This is a genomic window from Williamsia sp. MIQD14, from assembly GCF_051025635.1.
Taxonomy (GTDB): domain Bacteria; phylum Actinomycetota; class Actinomycetes; order Mycobacteriales; family Mycobacteriaceae; genus Williamsia_A.
The window spans coordinates 1-20,803 of the sequence record NZ_JBPFDG010000004.1 but is presented as its reverse complement, the minus strand read 5'-3'; the positions used below and the strand labels follow the sequence as shown (position 1 = coordinate 20,803).

The 20,803-nt window shown below is 68.7% G+C and carries 23 protein-coding genes and 1 pseudogene; 9 read left to right on the top strand and 15 right to left on the bottom strand.

Annotated elements, in window-relative coordinates; translation table 11 throughout:
* Positions 1–1,338 carry an FAD-dependent oxidoreductase gene (locus ACQ7HM_RS14645; protein ID WP_434216989.1) on the top strand — a complete coding sequence of 446 codons (1,338 nt, stop codon included), beginning with the start codon at positions 1–3 and terminating at the stop codon, positions 1,336–1,338.
* Positions 1,339–1,394: 56 nt separating this feature from the next.
* On the opposite strand, the gene ftsX is transcribed toward ACQ7HM_RS14645, so the two are convergent.
* From ftsX to ACQ7HM_RS14615, 6 genes are all read right to left on the bottom strand, one after another.
* Positions 1,395–2,300 carry a permease-like cell division protein FtsX gene (gene ftsX, locus ACQ7HM_RS14640; RefSeq protein ID WP_434216988.1) on the bottom strand — a complete coding sequence of 302 codons (906 nt, stop codon included), beginning with the start codon at positions 2,298–2,300 and terminating at the stop codon, positions 1,395–1,397.
* Positions 2,300–2,986 carry a cell division ATP-binding protein FtsE gene (ftsE, locus tag ACQ7HM_RS14635; protein ID WP_434216987.1) on the bottom strand — a complete coding sequence of 229 codons (687 nt, stop codon included), beginning with the start codon at positions 2,984–2,986 and terminating at the stop codon, positions 2,300–2,302. Before ftsE ends, ftsX begins: the two co-directional genes overlap by 1 nt.
* 73 nt (positions 2,987–3,059) lie before the next feature.
* Positions 3,060–3,512, bottom strand: a complete 453-nt coding sequence (locus ACQ7HM_RS14630) for a hypothetical protein (protein WP_434216986.1) — start codon at positions 3,510–3,512, stop codon at positions 3,060–3,062.
* The gene (locus tag ACQ7HM_RS14625; protein WP_434216985.1) at positions 3,509–4,438 is read right to left on the bottom strand and encodes a mechanosensitive ion channel family protein; all 930 of its coding nucleotides are present in this window, start codon (positions 4,436–4,438) and stop codon (positions 3,509–3,511) included. The genes ACQ7HM_RS14630 and ACQ7HM_RS14625 overlap by 4 nt, the downstream gene beginning before the upstream one ends.
* 9 nt (positions 4,439–4,447) lie before the next feature.
* A complete protein-coding gene (gene prfB, locus ACQ7HM_RS14620; protein WP_045823529.1) occupies positions 4,448–5,563 on the bottom strand; it encodes a peptide chain release factor 2 in 1,116 nt (371 codons plus the stop codon).
* A gap of 72 nt (positions 5,564–5,635) precedes the next feature.
* Complete coding sequence (locus ACQ7HM_RS14615) at positions 5,636–6,016, bottom strand: hypothetical protein (protein ID WP_434216984.1); 381 nt, start codon at positions 6,014–6,016, stop codon at positions 5,636–5,638.
* A 96-nt stretch (positions 6,017–6,112) separates the two neighbouring features.
* On the opposite strand from ACQ7HM_RS14615, the gene hisN reads away from it, so the two are divergent.
* The gene (gene hisN, locus ACQ7HM_RS14610) at positions 6,113–6,913 is read left to right on the top strand and encodes a histidinol-phosphatase (RefSeq protein ID WP_434216983.1); all 801 of its coding nucleotides are present in this window, start codon (positions 6,113–6,115) and stop codon (positions 6,911–6,913) included.
* On the opposite strand, the gene ACQ7HM_RS14605 is transcribed toward hisN, so the two are convergent.
* Together ACQ7HM_RS14605 and ACQ7HM_RS14600 are read right to left on the bottom strand one after the other, a co-directional pair.
* Entirely contained in the window at positions 6,906–7,388 is a 483-nt protein-coding gene (locus ACQ7HM_RS14605; protein WP_434216982.1) for a DUF2752 domain-containing protein, read from the bottom strand. The two genes, hisN and ACQ7HM_RS14605, sit on opposite strands and share 8 nt — an antisense overlap.
* Positions 7,385–7,795 (bottom strand): NINE protein, encoded by a 411-nt coding sequence (locus ACQ7HM_RS14600; protein WP_434216981.1) that lies wholly within the window; start codon positions 7,793–7,795, stop codon positions 7,385–7,387. Before ACQ7HM_RS14600 ends, ACQ7HM_RS14605 begins: the two co-directional genes overlap by 4 nt.
* A 229-nt stretch (positions 7,796–8,024) precedes the next feature.
* Between ACQ7HM_RS14600 and ACQ7HM_RS14595 the strand changes: the two genes are divergently transcribed.
* Positions 8,025–9,392: an acyl-CoA dehydrogenase family protein gene (locus ACQ7HM_RS14595; RefSeq protein WP_434216980.1), complete on the top strand. Its 1,368-nt coding sequence runs from the start codon at positions 8,025–8,027 to the stop codon at positions 9,390–9,392.
* A gap of 45 nt (positions 9,393–9,437) precedes the next feature.
* A complete protein-coding gene (locus ACQ7HM_RS14590; protein ID WP_434216979.1) occupies positions 9,438–10,655 on the top strand; it encodes an acyl-CoA dehydrogenase family protein in 1,218 nt (405 codons plus the stop codon).
* A gap of 114 nt (positions 10,656–10,769) precedes the next feature.
* On the opposite strand, the gene ACQ7HM_RS14585 is transcribed toward ACQ7HM_RS14590, so the two are convergent.
* Positions 10,770–12,257, bottom strand: a complete 1,488-nt coding sequence (locus ACQ7HM_RS14585) for an MFS transporter (RefSeq protein WP_434216978.1) — start codon at positions 12,255–12,257, stop codon at positions 10,770–10,772.
* 124 nt (positions 12,258–12,381) lie between these two features.
* Between ACQ7HM_RS14585 and ACQ7HM_RS14580 the strand changes: the two genes are divergently transcribed.
* The 3 genes from ACQ7HM_RS14580 (at position 12,382) to ACQ7HM_RS14570 (ending at position 14,448) form a co-directional block, all read left to right on the top strand.
* Positions 12,382–12,960, top strand: a complete 579-nt coding sequence (locus ACQ7HM_RS14580) for a TetR/AcrR family transcriptional regulator (protein ID WP_434216977.1) — start codon at positions 12,382–12,384, stop codon at positions 12,958–12,960.
* Positions 12,961–13,328: 368 nt separating this feature from the next.
* A complete protein-coding gene (locus ACQ7HM_RS14575) occupies positions 13,329–13,658 on the top strand; it encodes a transglycosylase family protein (RefSeq protein WP_434216976.1) in 330 nt (109 codons plus the stop codon).
* A gap of 193 nt (positions 13,659–13,851) precedes the next feature.
* Positions 13,852–14,448 (top strand): TetR/AcrR family transcriptional regulator, encoded by a 597-nt coding sequence (locus ACQ7HM_RS14570; RefSeq protein WP_434216975.1) that lies wholly within the window; start codon positions 13,852–13,854, stop codon positions 14,446–14,448.
* A gap of 13 nt (positions 14,449–14,461) precedes the next feature.
* On the opposite strand, the gene ACQ7HM_RS14565 is transcribed toward ACQ7HM_RS14570, so the two are convergent.
* Both ACQ7HM_RS14565 and ACQ7HM_RS14560 read right to left on the bottom strand, forming a co-directional pair.
* A complete protein-coding gene (locus ACQ7HM_RS14565) occupies positions 14,462–14,920 on the bottom strand; it encodes a MaoC family dehydratase (RefSeq protein WP_434216974.1) in 459 nt (152 codons plus the stop codon).
* A gap of 40 nt (positions 14,921–14,960) precedes the next feature.
* Positions 14,961–15,677: a glycoside hydrolase family 25 protein gene (locus tag ACQ7HM_RS14560; protein WP_434217474.1), complete on the bottom strand. Its 717-nt coding sequence runs from the start codon at positions 15,675–15,677 to the stop codon at positions 14,961–14,963.
* Between the two features lie 92 nt (positions 15,678–15,769).
* Between ACQ7HM_RS14560 and ACQ7HM_RS14555 the strand changes: the two genes are divergently transcribed.
* Positions 15,770–16,405, top strand: coding sequence for a class I SAM-dependent methyltransferase (locus tag ACQ7HM_RS14555; RefSeq protein WP_434216973.1), 636 nt, complete (start codon positions 15,770–15,772; stop codon positions 16,403–16,405).
* Positions 16,406–16,421: 16 nt separating this feature from the next.
* On the opposite strand, the gene ACQ7HM_RS14550 is transcribed toward ACQ7HM_RS14555, so the two are convergent.
* On the bottom strand, positions 16,422–17,285 hold the full coding sequence (locus tag ACQ7HM_RS14550) for an SDR family NAD(P)-dependent oxidoreductase (RefSeq protein WP_434216972.1): 864 nt from the start codon (positions 17,283–17,285) through the stop codon (positions 16,422–16,424).
* A gap of 116 nt (positions 17,286–17,401) precedes the next feature.
* Here ACQ7HM_RS14550 and ACQ7HM_RS14545 point away from each other — a divergent pair, with 116 nt between their 5' ends.
* On the top strand, positions 17,402–18,016 hold the full coding sequence (locus tag ACQ7HM_RS14545) for a Type 1 glutamine amidotransferase-like domain-containing protein (RefSeq protein ID WP_434216971.1): 615 nt from the start codon (positions 17,402–17,404) through the stop codon (positions 18,014–18,016).
* A 7-nt stretch (positions 18,017–18,023) separates the two neighbouring features.
* Here ACQ7HM_RS14545 and ACQ7HM_RS14540 read toward each other — a convergent pair whose 3' ends face one another.
* The 3 genes and pseudogenes from ACQ7HM_RS14540 to ACQ7HM_RS14530 form a co-directional block, all read right to left on the bottom strand.
* Positions 18,024–19,415, bottom strand: coding sequence for a hypothetical protein (locus tag ACQ7HM_RS14540; protein WP_434216970.1), 1,392 nt, complete (start codon positions 19,413–19,415; stop codon positions 18,024–18,026).
* 158 nt (positions 19,416–19,573) lie between these two features.
* Positions 19,574–20,371, bottom strand: coding sequence for an alpha/beta fold hydrolase (locus ACQ7HM_RS14535; protein ID WP_434216969.1), 798 nt, complete (start codon positions 20,369–20,371; stop codon positions 19,574–19,576).
* A gap of 44 nt (positions 20,372–20,415) precedes the next feature.
* Positions 20,416–20,803, bottom strand: a pseudogene (locus tag ACQ7HM_RS14530) (HNH endonuclease); the annotation flags it as partial.

The following is a 20,803-nucleotide window of genomic DNA, read 5'->3' as shown; positions in this document are numbered from 1 at the left end:
ATGCGGACGCGGGTGGGGATCGCAGGAGCGGGAGCCGCGGCGACGGCGATCGCTGCCCGTCTGGTCGACCGGCTCGACGATGTGGCGATCCACTGTTTCGACTCCTGGCGCCTCGGCAGCAGCCTCGCCTTCTCCACGACGGGTGTCGGGACCACGTGCAACACCTCCACGGCCGCCAACTCCGGGTACCTCTCGGCGCTGGGCGGGGCCCCTCGGGACCCTGCGGTCACACCCATGTCACCGTCGCGCGACTTCGTCGGTCGCGATGTCATCGGTCACGCTGTCGCCGCCACCGCACAGCGGTTACGGGACCGCCACCGGGGGGAGCTCCACGAAGCCCTGGGACCCGTGGTGAGCATCCGACGTGACGGCCGATCGCTGACCGTGGAGTCCGAAGGATCACGAGTCGACGGCCTGCGCGCGATGTTCCTGTGCCGCGGCCTGACCGAACCGACGGTTCCGCCCGAACTCCTCGACACACTCGCCGGTCTGGGCATCGACTCCGACCGCATCATTCCTTCGCCCTATCCCCTCGACACCCGACTGCGCGATGTCCACGATCAGCGCGTGCTCGTCATCGGTTCCGGTCTCAGTGCTGTCGAAGCCGCACTCGCCCTCGCCGAGTGCGGGTGCCGGGTGACCATCGCGTCGCGCTCAGGTCGACTTCCCAGCGTTCGGGCAACCCTGCCCGACGACCCGGAACTCGCCCGGTGGTTCTCCAGCCGGATCCGCGCCGAAGTTCCGTGCAACCCCGAACACATGACCCGACTGCTGTTTTCGTGGTTCGCCGAACTCGGCTACCCACTCCCCGACGGTGCCCCGACGCGATCGCTCGCCCGTGAGATCGACGAGTGCACCGCCCCACGGCACTGGGCGGTGCCGATCGTCCCGTTGTGTCGGGCGGTCAACGCGCTGCCACGCTTCCGGACGGTCTCGCGCGCCGCGCTCGAGGCGTTCCCGTTCCGCCGCCACACGAATGCGTTGAACCTCCCCTCCGCACTGCGGTTGAACCACCACATGATGCGGGGCGCAATCGATGTGGCACGTCTGGGTGACGTCATCGGACCTTCCGAACAGTTCGGACCACGCCGTACCCGCCTCCGCGACATCGACACGACAGTGCTCGCATGCGGGTGGCAGACACAGCCCGCGCCGTGGGCAGACGCATCGATTCCGACCACGAGCAGTGTCGACGCGGTCTGGTACCCCGAGCCACACATCGTTCGCATCGGCGTCGAAGCCCACGCGGACATCGCCGTGCCGAATGCTCTGTTCGCGCTCGATCAACAGCTCGCCGACCTCGATGCCGGACGCCACCGAAACCGACTCGGCGCGTGAGCATGTCCGAGGCGAGTGTGAGGTCTCCGACGCCGGTCGGGTCAGCGCAGCCCGTCCTAGATACGAACGTAGAACCGCAGCGTCGCGTATCCGGTGATCGTCGCGAGCCCGATACCGGCGATGACCAACCACGGTGACACGAACACGACGTCACCCAGGGTGATGCGGGCGAGGATGTTCACGCCGTAGAGATCGCCGAGCGCCCGGTCGAAGAACAAGATCTTCGCGCCGAACAGTCCGGCGACGGCGAGCAACGACCCGACGAACGCCGATGCCACCGCCTCGAGGAGGAACGGCAATTGCGTGTACCAGCGGGTGGCGCCGACGAGTCTCATGATCCCGACCTCGGTGCGGCGGGTGTACGCCGCGACCTGCACGGTGTTGGCGATCAACAGGATCGCCGCGAGCGCGAGCACGAGCGCGATGGTGAAGGCGGCGTTGCGGGCACCGTCGAGCACGCTGAAGATCCGTTTGACGAGTTCGCGTTGGTCGAGGACCCCGTCGACCCCGTTGGCGGTGCGGTACTTGTCGAGTACCGCGCCGAACCGGTTGGGGTCGGACATGCGCACCTTGAACGACGCGGGCAGCGTGTTCTCGCGGATCATCGACGCGATGTCGGGGCTGTTGGCGAAGGTCTTGGTCTTCGCGTCGCGGAACGCCTCGGCTCGGTCGACATAGGACACCGACTCGACACCCTGCTCGTTCTCGATCTGCTTGCGCAGGCTCGCGCAGGGATCGGCCCGGCACTCCGGGTCAGCGTCGGCGACGGTGTCGGAGATGAAGAACTGCATCTCGACCCGGTCGAGGAAGATGTCCTGACTCTTGTCGGCCATCTGCACCACCAGCAGTCCCCCGCCGAACATCGCGAGGGTGATCGCGGTGGTGAGGACCATCGCCATCGTCATGGTGACGTTGCGGCGCAGACCGTTGAGTACCTCGCTGAGGATGAAACTGGCGCGCATCAGCCGACCCCGTAGACGCCGCGCTGGTCGTCGCGCACGAGCCGCCCCATGTCGAACTCGAGCACCCGTCGTCGCATGGCGTCGACGATGTGACGGTCGTGGGTCGCCATCACCACGGTGGTGCCGCGGCGGTTCACCCGGTCGAGCACGTCGACGATCTCCTCACTGGTGGTCGGGTCGAGGTTGCCGGTCGGTTCGTCGGCGAGCAGCAGCAGTGGCCGGTTGACGATGGCGCGGGCGATCGCCACGCGCTGCATCTCGCCGCCGGAGAGCTCGTAGGGCATGCGGTCGGCCTTGCCCGCGAGGCCCACGTACTCGAGCACCTCGGGGACCACACGCTCGATGGTCGAGCGCGGTTTCCCGATCACCTCGAGGGCGAACGCCACGTTCGCGGCGACCGACTTCTGCTGAAGCAACCGGAAATCCTGGAAGACGCAGCCGATCGACTGCCGCAGCAGCGGCACCCGGCGGCTGGGCAGCTTGTTCACGTGGAACTGACCGACCTGGATCTCACCGCTGGTGGGTTTGTCCTCCTTCAGCAGCAGCCGGAAGAAGGTCGACTTCCCCGAGCCGGACGGGCCGATCAGGAAGGCGAACTCGCCCTTGTCGACGTCGAGGGTCAGGCCCTGCAGAGCGGGTCGGCCGGAGGCCTTGTACTTCATCGTGACGTTGTCCAGGCTGATCACGGCGGCCAGTCTAGCCACAACAGTCACACCGGAGACGTGTCCCGCACCGACGGACGCCGCCGGATGCGTCTGCTCAGCGCGCCGGGGTGGTGGTGGGCGTCTGCCCGGGCAACACGAGGCCGGGGATGGTCGGCAGCTGCAGGCCGGGTGTGGTGGTCGCCGTGGTCGGTTGCGAGCCGTCGGTCGACGACGTCTCGGCGCCGGTGCTCGAGGTGGTCGACGGAGCACTCGACGACGATCGCGGCGTGCTGCGGGTGGTGGCCGGCTCGGTGTACTCCGGTGTGTCCTCGGTGGTGCGCGGCGCGGCGGTCCGGGTCGCCGAGGCCGCGGCGGCCTCCTCATCGATGGTCTTGTAGTGATCCGCCCGCTGGCCGTAGAGCATCAGGACCCCGGCGAATGCGATCAGGAGGACCGCGGTCGTCGTGCGGAGCCGACCGCCGAACAGGTGGCTCGGGATCCGCTCGCGGATCGTCTTCGTGTGCGGCGTCTCGGTGCTGTCCGACGACGATGCGTTCGGGGTGGTCATGAACTCGTCTCCGACTGCGCGGGGGCACCCATCGCCCCGGTTTGGATGGTCTCCCCCGGCGCCAGCGAGATACCCGCTCGACCGAACGCGCGGACGATCCGCGAGCGCAGGTCTCGGCTCACCTCGAACTGCTTACCCGGCAGGGTGCGGGCGACGATGCGGACGGTCACCTCGTCGATCTCCATGTCCGTCACGCCCATCGGCGTGGGTGCGTCGAGCAGGAGCGGCCGCATCCGCGGATCGGCGAAGGTCTGTTCACCGATCGTGCTCAGGATCTCGTTGACCCGACTGATGTCGGCGCCGGCGGGCAGCGGGATGTCGACCACCGACCGGGCCCAGTCCTTCGAGAGGTTGATCGCCTTGATGATCTGCCCGTTGGGCACCGTGATGACCTCGCCGTCGGACGAGCGGATCTTGGTGACCCGGAGGGTGACGTCCTCCACGGTGCCCTCCGCGGGCGGGATACCGCCCGCGACCGCCAACTCGACCACATCCCCGAAGCCGTACTGCTTCTCGGTGATGATGAAGAAGCCGGACAACAGATCCTGGACGATACGTTGAGCTCCGAAACCGAGCGCGGCACCCAGAACCGTTGCCGGCGCCACGAATCCGGTGATGGGGACGTTCAGAAGTCGGATGATGTTGAACCCGACCACCAGATAGACGATCACGATGGCCACCCATGAGATCACCTGTGCGACCGAGTGGCGGTGCTTCTCCGATTCCGACCGGACCAGTTCGTCGCTGTTCTTGAAGCCCTGGTCGATGCGGCCGGTGATGCGCGCGGTGGCCCACTGGATGGCGCGGGTCGCGATCAGCGCTGCGAGGATCAGCAGGATGATCGGGAGTCCGCGCAACGACAACGTGCGCACCAGGTCGTCGGTACCGGCCGGCGTCCATGCGGTGATGTAGACGGATTCGCGCATCGCCGGTTCCTAGCTGTCCGCCGAGGCCATCCGCCACCGGATGCCGGACTCGATGAAGCCGTCGAGATCGCCGTCGAGGACCGCGGTGGGGTTGTTCACCTCGTACTCGGTCCGGAGATCCTTGACCATCTGATACGGGTGGAGCACGTAGGAACGCATCTGGTTGCCCCAGCTCGAACCGCCGTCACCCTTGAGGGCGTCCATCTCGGCGCGCTCCTCCTTGCGCTTGACCTCGAGCAGCTTGGCCTGCAACACCTTCATGGCGGCGACCTTGTTCTGCAGCTGGCTCTTCTCGTTCTGACAGGTCACCACGATGCCGGTCGGGACGTGCGTCAGACGCACCGCCGAGTCGGTGGTGTTGACCGACTGCCCACCCGGACCCGACGACCGGTAGACGTCGACGCGCAGGTCGTTCTCATCGATGTCGATGTGATCGGTCGTCTCGACGACGGGCAGCACCTCGACCTCGGCGAAGGAGGTCTGACGGCGGCCCTGGTTGTCGAACGGGCTGATCCGCACGAGGCGGTGCGTGCCCATCTCGATCGAGAGGGTGCCGTACATGTAGGGCCCCTTCACCGCGAACGTGGCGCTCTTGAGACCGGCCTCCTCGGCGTAGGAGGTGTCGTAGACCTCGACGCCGTAGTCGTGCTTCTCTGCCCAGCGGATGTACATGCGCATCAGCATCTCGGCCCAGTCCGCGGCGTCGACACCGCCGGCACCGGAACGGATGTTGACCAGGGCGTCGCGGGCGTCGTACTCGCCGGCGAGCATGGTCTTGACCTCCATCGCCTCGATGTCGGCGCGCAGCGAGGCGCGCTCGGCGTCGGCGTCGGCGAGGCCGGTGGTGCGGTCATCACCCTCCTCGTCCTCGGCGAGTTCGTAGAGGACGGGGAGATCGTCGAGGCGACTGCGCAGGGCGGTGACCCGACGGAACTCACCCTGGGCATGCGACAGCTCGCTGGTCACCTGCTGGGCGTGTTCCTGGTTGTTCCACAGCTCGGGATCGGCCGCCTGGTGCTCGAGTTCGTCGATGCGGCGGGCGAGTTCCTCGAGATCGAGCACCTTCTCGACCGTGGTCAGGGTGGTGTCGAGGGAGTCGAGGTCAGTCTGTACGTCGGGTTGCACGGTTCACCAGGCTACGTGTTGCGGGGCGACGCGCCGCCCACAGCGGGGTGACGGTCGGGGTCGAGCAGGGCCTCAGACGGCGGGCGGGACCTCGAGGCTGCCGAAACGCCAGCTGGTGTCGGTCTTGCCGGGCTTGTAGACGACCGGCATGTCGGCGCCGATCTGCGGCCACGGCGTCTTGCCGGTGACGACCATGTGCCCGTAGACGTTCGTCGGCGCGGTGTCGGGGCCGATGATCGTGCCCGAGACGGTGCAGTACATCTGATCGTTCCGGTCGCCCTCGTCGGGCCGGTCGCTCACGCCGGTGACGGTCAGCGTGCCCTGGACGAAGCCGGCACCGGCCCCGCCACCGCCGAACAGACCGCCGGTTCCGCCGGCGCGTCCCCGTCGCCACTGGAGCACCATGAACGTCAGCAACGCCGCGAACATGACGAACAACACGACCGAGACCATCTCCGGCGTCCACCTCTCCCTCGTCCCGGCCGATGCACCGGCGGGGTTCGATTCGGACAATTCGCCTCGCCCGAACTGCCCAGTAGCCTACCGGGCATGGCATCGCACCCGTCTGATCTGCAGTTGGCCCTCGAGATGGCCGACCGCGCCGACGCGATCACCACGGCCCGCTTCGGGGCACTGGATCTGCAGGTCTCCGACAAGCCCGACCTGACGCCGGTGTCGGACGCCGATCTCGCGGTGGAGACCGACGTGCGCGGCGTGCTCGCCGAGCACCGACCCGACGACGCCGTGCTGGGCGAGGAGTTCGGCGGCGCGGTGAGCCTCGCGGGTCGCCAGTGGGTGGTCGATCCGATCGACGGGACGAAGAACTTCGTGCGCGGCGTCCCGGTGTGGGCGACGTTGATCAGCCTGCTCGTCGACGGTCGGCCGGTGCTCGGTGTGGTGTCTGCCCCGGCACTGCACCGCCGGTGGTGGGCGTCCGACGGCGAGGGCGCATTCGCATGTGTCGACGGCGGTGAGCCACGGCGACTGACGGTGTCGAAGGTGGCCGAGATGGGGTCCTCGAGTCTGGCGTTCTCGAGCCTGAGCGGGTGGGCCGATCGCGGCGCCCGCGACCGGTTCATCGCCCTCACCGACGCCGTCTGGCGGGTGCGCGGATACGGCGACTTCTACAACTACTGCCTGGTGGCCGAGGGTGCCGTCGACATCGCCGCCGAACCCGAGGTGTCGCTGTGGGATCTCGCGGCCCTCGACGTGCTGGTCCGCGAGGCGGGCGGGGTGTTCACCGACCTCACCGGGGCGCCGGGACCGCACGGCGGCAGCGCGGTGGCCACGAACGGCCTGCTCCACGACGCCGTCGTCGAGGGCCTCGGGATCATCGCGGGACTCAGGTGACGGGCGGGAACCACCCGGTGCCGACGGCCGAGTCGATCGCCCGCGCCACCCCGTAGGCGATCCAGGCCCCGGCGACGAGCCACACCAGCGGATGCCGCACGACACCGACGACCCGACCGATCCGCGCGGGGCCGGCGAGGGCGACCGCGAGGGTCAGCGCGACCATCGCGGCGACGAACGCCATGCTGATGGGCCCGAAGGCGTTGTAGGAGAACGCGATACCGACATCGCCGTGTCCCAGGGCGATCCAGCTGCGGGTGAGGCCGCACCCGGGACAGGGCAGACCGGTGACCATCCGGAAAGGACACAACACCGGACCCGACGTGCTCATCGACCGGGGCAGCGACACGGCCGCGGCGATCGCTCCCGCACCGACGGCGGCGGCGATCAGCACCGACGCCCGCGCACCGACACCGCCGTCGCGGTCGACGTCGTGCCCGGTGTTCGCGGTGGTCGGGGCCGGCGCGGACGTCACCGCAGCGGGACGCCGTTCGAGTCGGGCACCTTGCGCAGGATGATCAGGATGAAATCGATCAGCGACCACACGCCGAGTCCACCACAGGTGATGAGCTTGAGGATGCCCAGACCGGTGTAGCCCAGCCAGAAGCGGTCGATGCCCAGGGACCCGAGGAAGAAGGAGATGAGGACGGTGGTCAGCCAGTCCTTGTCGGAGAACAGCCCCGGCACCTGCGAGACGGGGAACCACGAACTCGTGGTGGTGCGCACCTGCATCTCGGGCTTGAGCTGACCGGTGCGGGTGAGGTTCTGCAGGTCGAAGTAGGTCATCGGACCCTGCTCCTGGCCCAGGATCGCGGCGTAGAAGGTGTCGTTCTGGGGACCCGACGGCGGCTGCATCGGCTTGCCCATGGGTGGTTGCGTCATGCGCAACAGATTAAGACACCGAACCCCGGCAAATCGGCCGAGACGACACATTGGATCCCACCCAGATCACCGCACGTCGTCGAAATGGGTGGTGACATCTTCCTTACCGGTCGGTAAGGTACATCTTACTGCCGAGTAAGATCGGCATCGGCGCAAGTCGGGAGCCTTCGGGCCCGCCGGCGCGGCGCCGTCCAGCCCAGAACATCGACCACGAAACTGTAGGTGCGAAATGTCTACTCACACTGAGCCGCGCGACACCTCCGCGGTCGGCAAGAACCCCCCGAAGACGAATGCGATCGGCGCCGCGATGCGGTTCCTGACCGTTCTCACCGGATCGGACATCGCCGACCGCTTCGGCCTCCGCGAGCCGATCAACCGTGTCGCCTACCAGGGCACCAAGAGCGGTTTCCAGACCCTCGGCGCCGCGAGCCGCGCCTTCAAGTCGGTGCAGGGCGGCGGATCGCCCAAGCGACTGTCGACCCCGGGCAAGGACTACTTCAACATCGCCCCGGATGACGAGCAGAAGATGATCGCCGACACCGCGCGGGAGTTCTCGGAGGAGATCCTGCGTCCGGCCGCGCACGACGCCGATGAGGCAGCCACCGCGCCGGCCGAGCTGCTCACCCGTTTCGCCGAGCTCGGCATCACCACCATCAACGTCCCCGAGGAGTTCGACGGTGCGGCGAGTGAGCGCGGAGTCGTCACCAATGGTCTCGTCGCCGAGGCGATGTCCTACGGCGACATGGGTCTGGCCATCCCCCTGCTCGCGCCGAGCGGTGTCGCGACCACCCTGACGCAGTACGGCAGCGACGCACAGCAGAAGACCTACCTCCCCGACTACGCCGGGGAGAACGTCCCGCAGTCCTCGGTGATCATCGCCGAGCCCCGCGCCCTGTTCGACGCCTTCGACATCAAGACCAAGGCGACCCGTGCGCCCAGCGGTTACAAGCTCGACGGCGTGAAGTCGTTCGTTCCCGCCGCGGGCTCGTCGGAGCTGTTCGTCATCGGCGCCAACCTCGACGGCCGCCCGGCGCTCTTCCTCGTCGAGGCCGACACCGAGGGCCTCATCATCGAGGCGGACCCCGGCATGGGTGTGCGCGCGGCCGGGATGGGGCGCGTGGTGCTCAACAACGTGTCGGTCCCCAAGTCGGCTCTGCTCGGCGAGGAGGAGGGTGACGCGGCGTTCGCGGCCTACCGCGACGTGGTCCGTCTCGCCCGGCTCGGCTGGTCGTCGCTGGCCGTCGGCACCTCTCAGGCCGTGCTCGACTACGTGGTCCCCTACGTCAACGACCGTGTGGCCTTCGGCGAGCCGGTCTCCAACCGCCAGGGTGTCGCGTTCCCCGTCGCCGTGATGGCCACCGAACTCGACGCGCTGCGACTGGTCACCCAGCGCGGCACCTCGCGCGCCGAGCAGGGGCTGTCGTACGCCCGCGAGGCGGCGCTGGCCCGGAAGCTGGTGTCCGACAAGGGCATGCAGATCGGTTCCGACGGTGTGCAGCTGCTCGGTGGCCACGGCTTCACCAAGGAGCACCCGGTGGAGCGCTGGTACCGCGACCTGCGTGCGGCCTCCATCGGTGAAGGCATCGTCGTCCTGTAACCGTCCCGACTCCCCCAACGACTTCTTCCTCGAAAAGAGAAAACAATGGCAATCAATCTCGAGCTGCCCAAGAAGCTCCTGGTGACCGTCGATCAGGCACACCAGGCGGCGGCGAACATCTTCCGCCCCGTGTCGCGCAAGTACGACCTGCGCGAACACGACTACCCCATCGAGCTCGACACGCTGGCAAGCCTGTACGACGGCCTCACCGAGACCGGTCAGGCCGGCGCAGGCGCCGACGGCGGCCGCAAACAGCCGCAGAAAGAACTGCCCGAGGGTGCCGTCGCCAACGGCGGCAACATGGCGGCCTGCCTCAACGTCCTCGAGACGTCCTGGGGCGACGTGGGTCTGGTGTTGAGCATGCCGTTCCAGGGTCTCGGCAACGCCGCGATCTCGGCGGTCGCGACCGACGAGCAGCTCGAGAGCTTCGGCAAGGTGTGGGCCGCGATGGCCATCACCGAGCCCGGCTTCGGCTCCGACTCGGCGGCGGTGTCGACCACCGCCGTACTCGACGGTGACGAGTACGTCATCAACGGCGAGAAGATCTACGTCACCGCCGGTTCGCGCGCCACCCACATCGTCGTGTGGGCGACGGTGGACAAGAGCGCCGGCCGCGCCGCCATCAAGAGCTTCGTCGTGCCCCGTGAGCACCCCGGCGTCACCATCGAGCGGCTCGAGCACAAGCTGGGCATCAAGGTGTCCGACACCGCGCAGATCCGCTTCGAGAACTGCCGCATCCCGAAGGAGAACCTGCTCGGTTCCCCCGAGGTGGACACCAAGAAGGGGTTCGGCGGCGTCATGCAGACGTTCGACAACACCCGTCCGATGGTGGCCGCGATGGCCGTGGGCGTCACCCGTGCCGCCCTCGAGGAGATCCGTCGCCTGCTCGAGGAGGCCGGTGTCGAGATCGACTACGACAAGCCCGCTCAGTCCCAGCACGCCGCGGCCGCGGAGTTCATCCGCCTCGAGTCCGACTTCGAGGGCGCGTACCTGCTGATGCTGCGCGCCGCCTGGATGGCCGACAACAAGGAGCCGAACTCCAAGGAGGCGTCGATGTCGAAGGCCAAGGCCGGACGCACCGTCGTCGACGTCACCACCCGCGCGGTGGAGCTGGCCGGCACATTGGGCTACTCCGAGCACCTGCTCCTGGAGAAGTGGGCCCGCGACTCGAAGATCCTCGACATCTTCGAGGGCACCCAGCAGATCCAGAACCTGGTGATCGCTCGCCGCGTGCTCAACAAGACCAGCTCCGAACTGAAGTGAGGTCGTGCTGCCACCGCCGTCGGTGACAGCAGCAGAGGGGCCCGGACACACCGAGGGGTGCGTCCGGGCCCTTCTTCGTCTCTCCATGGGGCGGTGGTCGCCCGGCGCCTCCTGTCAGCCGACCTCGACCGGTGTCGCGACCGGTTCGGGAGCGTTCCCGGCGGACCGTCGGCGCTTCTCACCCTGCGTGAGCGCCATCAGCACCATCCCGACGCCCAGCAGGATCGCCGAGGCCCAGAACGTCTGCTGCACACCGGCGGTGAAGGCATGCAACGGCGTTCCCCCGGCCGCCGCACTCGCCGACCCGAACACCGTCACGAGAACGGCGAGTCCCAGCGTCCCGCCGAGCTGCTGCATCGCGTTGACCATCCCCGAGGCCGCGCCGGCGTCGGCCGGGGCCACCCCGCGCAACGCCGCGGTGGTCAGCGACAGGAACGACGTCCCACCGCCGAGACCGATGAGGATCATCGGGCCGATCAACTCGAGGTAGCTCGAGCCCTGGTGGATCTGGGTGAGCCACAGCATCCCGGCGATGGCCAGCCCGAAGCCGACCATGAGCAGAGCCCGGGCGGAGAACCGCACCGACGCGTAGCGCGCCGAGAACTGGGTCGCGGCGAACGTCGACGCGGTCATCGGCAGGTAGGCCAGACCGGTCTGCAGCGGGCCGTAGTGCAACACGTCCTGCAGGAACTGCGTGAGGAAGAACATCATCCCCATGAAGCCCGCGACCATCACCAGGCGTCCGGCGTACGACGCCGACCGTGGCACGCTGGCGAAGAGCCGCAGTGGCGTGATCGGTTGTGCCGCCTGCCGTTCGGCGACGACGAAGGCGGCCAGCAGCACGACACCCACGATCAGCGAGACGAGGGTGACCGCATCCGACCACCCCTTCTCGGCGGCGTTGACGAGGCCGTAGACGACCATGCCGATGCCGACCGTCGAGTAGAGCGCACCCTGCAGGTCGAACGGCTTGCGCGAGCGCTCGGTGGCGGGCAGCGACAGGGCTCCGGCGATGAGGACGACGATGCCGATGGGCACGTTGACGAACAGCACCCAGCGCCAGTTCAACCACTGCGTGAGCGCCCCGCCGAGCACGAGGCCGATCGAGAAGCCGCCGATGGAGACGGCGGTGAACAACCCGAGGGCTCGATTGCGTTCCCGCCCTTCGGGAAAACGCGTCATGAGCAGCGCGAGGGCCGCGGGCGCGGCGACCGCGGCGCCCACACCCTGCGCGGCACGGGCCGCCAGAAGCGCGACACCGTCGACGGCGAACCCGCCGGCCATCGAGGCGACGACGAACAATCCGAGTCCACCGAGGAACGTGCGACGGCGGCCGAGGATGTCGCCCATGCGCGCCCCCAGCAGCAGCAACCCGCCGAAGGTCAGGGTGTAGGCGTTGAGCACCCACGACAACGATGTGGACGAGAAGCCCAGTGCGCGTTGGATGTCGGGGAGAGCGACGTTCACGATGGTCGCGTCGACGACCACCATCAGTTGGCACCCCAGGACGCTGATGAGCACCAGCGTCCCGAGGTGGCGGGACAGTGCGCCGGGCACCCGGCCGGACATGGCCGGGGAACGGCGGATGGAGGGAATGGACATGTGTGGTCTCCCTAGGAGGTCGGAGTACACTCGAGCGCGAAACGGAAGCTTCCTCCGGATACAATACGGAGGCTCCCTCCGTTTGGCAACACCTCGCGTTGCCCGCATCGACAAGGAGGTCGGAGTGACGAAGGCGACCCCGGCCGTGCGCGCGCCCCGCGCCGACGCCGTCCGCAACCGCGACAAGCTGGTCGCGACGGCCCGTGCACTGTTCGCCGAGGGTGGCGTCGACACCCCGCTCGAGCGTGTCGCCGCCGAGGCCGGTGTCGGGATCGGCACCCTCTACCGCAACTTCCCCAGTCGCCAGTCCCTCATCGAGGCCGTCTATCGCAGCCAGTCCGAGGAGATCGTCGCCAACGGCAGACAGTTCGGCGAGACCATGGCCCCCGACGACGCGATGGTCGCCGTCTTCGACGAGTACCTCCGCACGGCGGCGTCCAAGCGCGGCATGAAAGAGGTCATCCTCGCCGAACTCGGCGCCGACGCGCCCGTGTTCGTCGACTCACGCGAGAACTCCCGCGCGATGATCGAGACGATCCTCGTGGCCGGGCAGCAGCAGGGTCTGTTCCGCGACGACGTGACCGCCGACCAGGTGTTCCGTCTCATCGGCGGACTGTCGATGACGTGTCAGGTGAACGGCGACCTCGCCGACAGTCGCCCGCTCGTCCGCGTGGTCATCGACGGGCTGCGCCGCACGGGCTGAGCCGTCGACGGGACGTGTCCCCGTTCACATGAACACGGTGTTCCTCGTCACGGAAACACCCGACCGGCCACCTGTCCATCGGACTGCCGACTCGCCGTGACGACCTGCCGCGGAGCCGATCCGACGCCGTCGCGAGGCCCGCCCCACCGGTTGCCCATCGGCCGGTTTCTCGATGTGACCGCACGCCGTGTCGGTTTGTAGCGTCGCCTCCGGTTCGAGATCGAGTGCATTCGTCGCCCCGCGCCGATGGTCTGCCGAGCAGGCCCGCACCCGGTCTCGACGACCGCCCGAGAGAGTCCACGGGCGGGAGAAGAACGTGAGCGCCGCGCACACCGACATCTCGACCGCGGCGCGTTGAGGAGGAACCCATGAGCACGACCATCCGCACCCTGACCCTGCGTGCAGGAGTCACCGGCGTCCTGGCCGCTGCGTCGTTGGGCCTGATGGCCGGCACCGCGTCCGCCGAGGGCGGGCACAACTGGGACGCCGTCGCCGCCTGCGAGAGCGGCGGCAACTGGGCGATCGACACCGGCAACGGCTTCTCCGGAGGCCTGCAGTTCACCCAGAGCACCTGGGAGGCCAACGGCGGCGCCGGCAGCCCCGCGGCCGCCAGCCGCGAAGAGCAGATCCGCGTCGCGGAGAACGTGCTCGCCTCGCAGGGACCCGGCGCGTGGCCGGTCTGCGGCAGCAACCTCTGACGAGTATTCGACGCCCGAACGGGCGACACGGGAACCCGGCTCCGCGAGCGGAGCCGGGTTTCGGCGTGTGTGGGGCAGAATGTGTGCATGTGAGCAGTTCCCGGCGCACACTGTGGATCAATAGTGATTCATTAGATATTGTCAACGTGGACCGCAGTCCACATCGGATTGCGTGAGGGTGAGGGATCGACAGATGAACACAGGCCGTGCCACGGTCGCGCGGGGTACCGGACGCGATGTACTACTCGATGCGACCCTGCGGCTGATCGGTGAGCGGGGACTCCACGCGATCACGCTGCGCGAGGTCGCAGCAGCGGCGGGACTGTCGCTGGGGTCGACGACCTACCACTTCGCCGACCGCGACGCCCTGCTGATCGCAGCCCTGTCGCGGTTCGCCGACTCGGTCGTCGAACAGTGCGACACCGCGTTGGCCCGGCCCGAGCTCGACACCATGACCCCGCGCGAACTGATGGCGGCGGTGTTCGCCGATTTCAGTGCGTCGTACTGCGAGCCGACCCGGATGCTGGCGCAGTTGGAGATGTACACCGAGTCGGCACGCAACCCGATCGTCGCCGCGATCTCCGACCGCTGCATGGCCGCCTACCGGCGCCTGCTGGTCCGTGCGTTCGCTGCAGCCGGTCTGCCCGACGCCGAGACCGACGCGCGGATCGCCCACGTGATGGTCTACGCCGACGGTCTCGCGTTGCAGAGCGCCGCGAAGGGCACCCCCTGCGAACTGCAGGCGGATGCACCGGCTGTCATCTGGGCGCTGGCCACCGCCTCGATCTGATCGGCGAGCCGCGTCAGAAGGCGACGCGGGTGATGGTCTCGGCGACCAACGAGGGTTTCGGGGCGTCGCGGACGGTGAGCGTCTGCGTGACCACCATCTCGACCATCCCGTCCTTCGTGGTCTGCGCCGAGGTCAGCACCGCGGTCAGCGCGACCTCGGAGCCGACGGGCACCGGCGCCGGGAATCGCACCTTGTTCGAGCCGTAGTTGATGCCCAGCTTGGCGTTTTCGATGCTGTAGAGCTGCCACGCGAGCATCGGCACCAGCGACAGCGTGAGGTATCCGTGGGCGATGGGCCCGCCGAACGGGCTCTCCGCCTTCGCCCGTTCGACGTCGACGTGGATCCACTGGTGGTCGCCGGTCGCCTCGGCGAACTGGTTCACCCGTTCCTGGGTGACGGTCAACCAGTCGGTGGTACCCAGGGTCTCCCCCGCCGCACCGAGGATGTCGTCTGCTGATGTGAACACTCGCATGGGCCAAACCTACCGCCGCCGGGCACGACGGCGACCCCGGTCAGCTGTTCGCGTAGGCGCGCAGTGGGCCCTGCGAACCGCTGTAGCGGTTCATGTCGGTGCGTCCGGGGATGCCGGGAACCGACGCACTGCTCGTGTACTGCCAGAACGCCCACCGGGTCCAGCCGCCGGGCAGAGGGCCCGGTGCCGACCGACCGTTGTAGTCGGCGATCCAGAGCGGGTAGCCGCGGAAGGCGTTCGTGTTCGCCATCGCCGTACGCCAGAAGTTCGGATACGTGTAGATGATCGGCATCCTGCCGGTGAGCAGTCGGACGGTGTCGAGGTACTGCTGCGTCCACGCGATCAGCGCGGCGGGCCCCAGACCACCGGTCTTCTCCAGGTCGAGAACGGGTGGCAGATCGCCGTAACCGTTGATGCCGAGGGTCACGGTGGAGAACAGCGCCGCCTGCGGCGCCGCCGGAAGCGCCGGGTCGGCGTAGTGGTACGAACCGCGGGCGACCCCGGCCAGCCGCATGCCGATCGAATCGGGCACGAAGTACGGGTTCACGTAGCTCAGTCCCTCGGTGGCCTTCACCATGGCCATGTCCTGACCCGACGCCTTCACCGCGAACCAGTTGATGAGCGTGCCGTTCACGTGCTGCCACGACGAGACATCGGGCCCGGTGTCGGCAGCCGCCTGCACCGCCGGTGCCGCCGCGACCATCGCCATCACCGCGGAAAAGGTGGCGACACACCGCCGCAGTCGTTGACTTCGCATCACTCGCATGCTGTGACGGTAGGGCATGAAGTGGCTTGAGGTACAGGTGTGATCCTGTCCGGGCGGCCACGACCGCTCAGTAGGCTGGTCCCATGGACGAGGATTTCTGGAACGCCCGGTACGACGAGGACGACCGGGTGTGGAGCGGCGATCCGAACGGCGCGCTGGTCGACGAGATGGGCGCGGTGACACCCGGGCGGGCACTCGATCTGGGCAGCGGCGAGGGTGACGACGCGCGGTGGCTGGCCGCCCAGGGGTGGCAGGTGACGGCCGTCGACATCTCGAGCGTCGCGATCGACCGGGCTCGCGCGCTCGGTGCGCAGGACTCGATCACCTGGGAGCAGCGCGACGTCGCCGCCGACGGTCCCCCCGCCGGCACCTTCGACCTGGTCTCGATGCAGTACTTCCCGATGATCCGCGTCGAGGGGGACGCCCCGATGCGTGCGCTGCTCGACATCGTCGCCCCCGGCGGCACGCTACTGTGGGTCGCCCACGACATGACCGACATCCACCGCCACCAGGCCGAACACGCCGAGACGGCGTCGGGTGACGACAACCGTTGGCGAGGGCCTGATCTCGACAGCATCTACCACACCGACCACGTCGCGGCCCTCCTCGGCGACGGGTGGACGGTGGTGCGCAACGAGTTGCGGCCGCGACGCCACAGTGGTGTCGGCGGCGGGGCCCATCACGTCAACGACGTCGTCCTGCGGGCCGTGCGCGCCTGACGCGGCGCGCAGCCGATCAGCCCAGCGGGTTGGAACCCGGTGTCGCGGCGGTCATGTCGGTGACCGTCGACCACTGAGCACGGAGGTCGTCGACCGATGGCGGGGTGTCGAAGTGGACGCCGGCGTTGTGGAAGATCTGGGCGCGGGCGACCTGCCCACCGCCGACCTCGAAGATCGAGCCGGTGTCGGCGCATTCCTCGCTCATGAGTTGCGCGACGACCGGTGCGACGAACGCGGGCGAGAGCTTCTCGAGCATCTCCGCGGGGGCGATGTCCTCGGTCATACGCGTGGCGGCGAGCGGCGCGACGGCGTTGGCCGTGATGGAGTACTTCGCCCCCTCGACGGCGAGGGTGTTGATGAGCCCGACCAGGCCGAGCTTCGCCGCGCCGTAGTTGGCCTGACCGAAGTTGCCGTACAGACCGCTGGTCGAGGTGGCGACCACCACGCGACCGAAACGTTGCTCGCGGAAGTGCGGCCACGCCGCGCGGGTGACGTTGTATCCGCCGTAGAGGTGCACCTTGATGACGGCGTCGAAGTTCTCGTCACTCATCTTGTGGAAGGACCCGTCACGCAGGATGCCCGCGTTGTTCACGACACCGTGGATCGCGCCGAAGGTGTCGAGGGCGGTCTGCACCAGTGCCTGTGCGCCTTCCGCGGTGGCGACGGAGTCGTAGTTGGCGACCGCACGGCCACCGGCGTCGGTGATCTCACCGACCACGGTGTCGGCCATCGTCGATCCCGATCCGGATCCGTCGCGGGCTCCGCCGAGGTCGTTGACCACCACGAGCGCACCCTCGGCCGCGAGCAGCTTCGCGTACTCGCGTCCCAGTCCACCGCCGGCGCCGGTCACCACGACCACCCGGTCCTCGACTCCACTCATCGCTGCGCTCCTCCTCGTACCCGGACCCATCTGTCCCGATGCTGTCGCTCCCGTGTCTACCGCAACGCCCGTCGGTGTCACCGCGCGGCTCGCCTCGGCGAACTACATTCGTCGACATGCGCCTGTTCCTGACGTGTCTCGGCGTCGACGGTCACGACGATCTGCTGGTGTCGGTGACCGGGCGCGGGGCGCGGGTCGGCGTGGTGCTCAACGCGATCGACGACCGGCCGTCCGATCGTGTGCTCGCCGGGGAGATCGAGCGGGGCGAGATCGGGCGCCTCGGGCTCCGGCCGGTCGAACTCGACCTGCGCGACGCCGCCGACGTCGCATGCCTCGCCGCTGTCGACGCGCTGTGGGTGCGTGGCGGCAACACGTTCGCGCTGCGGTCGGCGATGGCGACACATGGCGCCGACGCCGTGATCGCCCGCCGGATCGACGACGGTTCGCTCGGGTACGCCGGGTACAGCGCGGGCGCCGCCGTGCTGGCGCCGGACCTCGATGCCGTCGCCGAGGTGGACGACCCCGGCGTGGTCGACGTCCCGATCATGAGCGGGCTCGGCATTCTGGACCGGCCGCTCGTCCCCCACGTCGGCGGGACCTATGGCGAGGGCGCCGCCTGTACCGAGCTGAGCCGACGTCTCACCGCCGACGGCGTCGCACATCACGCACTGCGCGACGGCGACGCCCTGGTGACCCTCGGCGGTGACCTCCGCCTGGTTCCCCGCCGCTGATCGCCGCTCACGCCTCGAACAGGTCGACGAGGTCGTCGTGGCCCAGGTGACGCGCCCATTGCGCCGGCGTCGAGTCGAAACGGGCGTCGGCGATCGAGGGATCGGCGCCGAGGTCGAGAAGACGGGCCACCATCGAGGCGTCGTCGCGTTCGACCGCGGTGTGCAGCGCAGTCTGCCACGGCTGATCGACCTCGACGTCCGACCTGCCCATCGCGTCGATGTCGAACCCGTTGTCGCAGAGCATGTTCGCGGCGTCGACCCGACCGTGCGCGGCAGCCCACACCATCAGGGCCGGTCGCGCGGCACGAACCGCGGACACCACCTCCGCCGACGTGTCGGCCACGGCGGCCGTGTCGCCGGCCAACACCGCCGCGACGAAGGCCTCCTCCGGTGTCAGCGTCGGCATCGCGGCACCGAGCGCGGTGAGGCGATGAGCGAGCGCCGCATGTCCGTTGCCGACGGCCACGTCGATCGGACGTCGTCCGTCGGGCAGCGGAGCTGCGACATCGATGCCGTGGGACGCCAGCAGCTCGACGCGGTCGCGTTGATCGTGGGTCACCGCCCACGCGAGCAACCCGCCGACGATGTCCGCGGGTGCGGGCAGGACGTCGGGAAGTGCTGCGCGCCAGGGGCCGCCGTCGCCGCGGCCGAGTCCGTGGTCGAGCAGCAGTGCGTACACCGTGTCGTCGGTGTCGAACATGCGGTTGTAGACGGCCTGACCGTCGTTGGCGTCGGCTCCCGCCTCGAGAAGCAGTCGCGCGAGGTGCAGGACGTGTGGGTGGGGTGGCTGGTCTCGCTCTCCCCCGCCGCAGACTCCGGTGAGAACGGTGAACGGGGTGGCCAGGCCCGCGAAGAACCGACCGTCGTTCACCTCCGCGCCGGCGGCGAGCAGCAGGCGCGCGGACTCGAGGCAGTCGCCGAGGTCGGTGTCGAGACGGCCGTAGGCGAGATACATCAGCGGCGTCCAGCCGAAAGGTCCCACCGTCTTCCGTGCGGCAGAGGGATCGCGCGCCAACAACTCTCGGAGGGCGGGCACGTCGGCGGTGACGGCGGCCGTCGCCACGTTCGCGGCGCGCAGGTGCGGCGCCGACGCGAGCATCTCGTGTGCACGGTGGGCATTGCCCGACTCGTCGCGTTGGTAGGTGAGGCAGGCGAGGTCGAGGAAGGTGTCCGCCGCGGTGTCGGCGGGACGAGTCTCGTCGAGTGTCCATCGGCGGGCCACGACGGTCTGCACGTGTCGCACGAGGCGCGGCCAACTGGCGAAGCCGTGCTCGCGGGCCAGGTCCCGCTGTGCGCTCGTCAACGCGTAACCGGGGTCGTCGCGGCGGATGGCTCGTTGCAGTTCGCGTGCGCGCGTGCGCAGTTGATCGAGATCGGGATTGTCGGGAAGGTGTGCCACGGCAGGCTCCTCTCGTCGCCTGCGGTCCGCGGGGCAGGCCGAAAGGAGTGGGCGTGTGGGTACTCCGGTGGCGCACACCGAGTGGGCTCAGCCCTGTCCGCGAACCCGGAGGCGCCTCGGCGAGCGCCTGCCGACGATGGTAGCGGCTGCGCGCGGAGTTATCGAGAGCGTGCGGCGGGTTGGCTGCCGGCGAGCAGGATTGACGCGATCAGCCCCGGATTGTCCGACATGGGAACGTGTCCCACGCCGGGCACCGAGATGATGCGGGCGTGGGGGAAGTGGGCGGACACATTGTGGCGGTCGCGGTGCGGGAGGATCAGGTCGCGTGTTCCCCACGCAACGGTCACCGGCACCGGCGGCGAGGTCAGCGGCGGCAGATCGAACGGCGCGTCGACGCCGCCGGCGAGTGTCGTGTTGGTGAGCAGCGAACCGACGTCGATCACCGCGTTCTCGTACGAGATGCGGCTGGGGTGGGCGAAGAACGGCGCCAGCGACGGGTAGCGAATAAGCTTGCTGCGGAATGCTTTCGGCGCCTGATCGCCCATCGCGCCCGCGGCTGCGCGCAGCGCACGGAACTTGACGAGGCTGCGGGCCTGGGCGGCGTGGTTCTTCCAGAAACCGGCCGGTGACAGCGCCGTCGCCGAGGCGACGTCGCCGCGGGCTGCGAGCGCCAGTGCCAGGTATCCACCGAGCGAGTTGCCCGCGATGTGGACCGGCCCGTTCGAATTCTGCTCGGTGACCAACTCCGAGAGTCGTTCGATGAACACCGGCAGCCGTTCCGCGGCGAGGACGTCGACGTCGTCGGACTCCCCGTGGCCGGGGAGGTCGACGGCCACCACCCGTCGGTACGGGGTCAGCAGGTCGAGCACCGGATCCCACGCCTGCCTGCGGTGAACGACGCCGTGGACCAGGACAAGTGTCGGGCCCTCGCCGGCCACGTCGTATCGCAGACTCATGCGCAGAAGAGTAGACGCACGATTGCGCTCCCCCTCGTCGCGTGTCAGAACGGCGGTGGGTCGTCTGCTTCCGCCTCGCGCGCGGCCTGCTGTTCGGCGTCGCGGATGCGGCGGTTGTGTTCGCGTTCGGTCTGTCGGTGGGCGTGTTTGTCGGCCAGGCGTGGTCGGCGTCTGGTGGGTGCAGGTTCTGCTTCGTGGGAAGTGGTGGGTGGTGCGTGTTCGGGGGCGGTGAACTGGATGTCTTTGAGTGCGGGGAACAGGTCGGTGCCGTCGAACGCGGGACCGGGCACGGTGCGGCCTTCGGGAGTGATGATGACCCGTTCGGTGCGTCCGTCGCGGCCGGTGGTCTGGTCGTCAAGGAACGTCGTGTGGGTTTTGAGGTTGTGGTGGAACCGGCATTTCGATCCGGTGTTCCCCGGGCAGGTCTGTCCA

Excerpts from the sequence above, each read along its gene's own strand:
- ACQ7HM_RS14645 (WP_434216989.1), top strand. The coding sequence starts at position 1 with ATGCGGACGCGGGTGGGGATCGCAGGAGCGGGAGCCGCGGCGACGGCG.
- ftsX (WP_434216988.1), bottom strand. The coding sequence starts at position 2,300 with ATGCGCGCCAGTTTCATCCTCAGCGAGGTACTCAACGGTCTGCGCCGC.
- ACQ7HM_RS14630 (WP_434216986.1), bottom strand. The coding sequence starts at position 3,512 with ATGACCACCCCGAACGCATCGTCGTCGGACAGCACCGAGACGCCGCAC.
- ACQ7HM_RS14625 (WP_434216985.1), bottom strand. The coding sequence starts at position 4,438 with ATGCGCGAATCCGTCTACATCACCGCATGGACGCCGGCCGGTACCGAC.
- ACQ7HM_RS14615 (WP_434216984.1), bottom strand. The coding sequence starts at position 6,016 with ATGGTCTCGGTCGTGTTGTTCGTCATGTTCGCGGCGTTGCTGACGTTC.
- hisN (WP_434216983.1), top strand. The coding sequence starts at position 6,113 with ATGGCATCGCACCCGTCTGATCTGCAGTTGGCCCTCGAGATGGCCGAC.
- ACQ7HM_RS14600 (WP_434216981.1), bottom strand. The coding sequence starts at position 7,795 with ATGACGCAACCACCCATGGGCAAGCCGATGCAGCCGCCGTCGGGTCCC.
- ACQ7HM_RS14595 (WP_434216980.1), top strand. The coding sequence starts at position 8,025 with ATGTCTACTCACACTGAGCCGCGCGACACCTCCGCGGTCGGCAAGAAC.
- ACQ7HM_RS14590 (WP_434216979.1), top strand. The coding sequence starts at position 9,438 with ATGGCAATCAATCTCGAGCTGCCCAAGAAGCTCCTGGTGACCGTCGAT.
- ACQ7HM_RS14585 (WP_434216978.1), bottom strand. The coding sequence starts at position 12,257 with ATGTCCATTCCCTCCATCCGCCGTTCCCCGGCCATGTCCGGCCGGGTG.
- ACQ7HM_RS14575 (WP_434216976.1), top strand. The coding sequence starts at position 13,329 with ATGAGCACGACCATCCGCACCCTGACCCTGCGTGCAGGAGTCACCGGC.
- ACQ7HM_RS14570 (WP_434216975.1), top strand. The coding sequence starts at position 13,852 with ATGAACACAGGCCGTGCCACGGTCGCGCGGGGTACCGGACGCGATGTA.
- ACQ7HM_RS14565 (WP_434216974.1), bottom strand. The coding sequence starts at position 14,920 with ATGCGAGTGTTCACATCAGCAGACGACATCCTCGGTGCGGCGGGGGAG.
- ACQ7HM_RS14560 (WP_434217474.1), bottom strand. The coding sequence starts at position 15,677 with ATGCGAAGTCAACGACTGCGGCGGTGTGTCGCCACCTTTTCCGCGGTG.
- ACQ7HM_RS14555 (WP_434216973.1), top strand. The coding sequence starts at position 15,770 with ATGGACGAGGATTTCTGGAACGCCCGGTACGACGAGGACGACCGGGTG.
- ACQ7HM_RS14550 (WP_434216972.1), bottom strand. The coding sequence starts at position 17,285 with ATGAGTGGAGTCGAGGACCGGGTGGTCGTGGTGACCGGCGCCGGCGGT.
- ACQ7HM_RS14545 (WP_434216971.1), top strand. The coding sequence starts at position 17,402 with ATGCGCCTGTTCCTGACGTGTCTCGGCGTCGACGGTCACGACGATCTG.
- ACQ7HM_RS14535 (WP_434216969.1), bottom strand. The coding sequence starts at position 20,371 with ATGAGTCTGCGATACGACGTGGCCGGCGAGGGCCCGACACTTGTCCTG.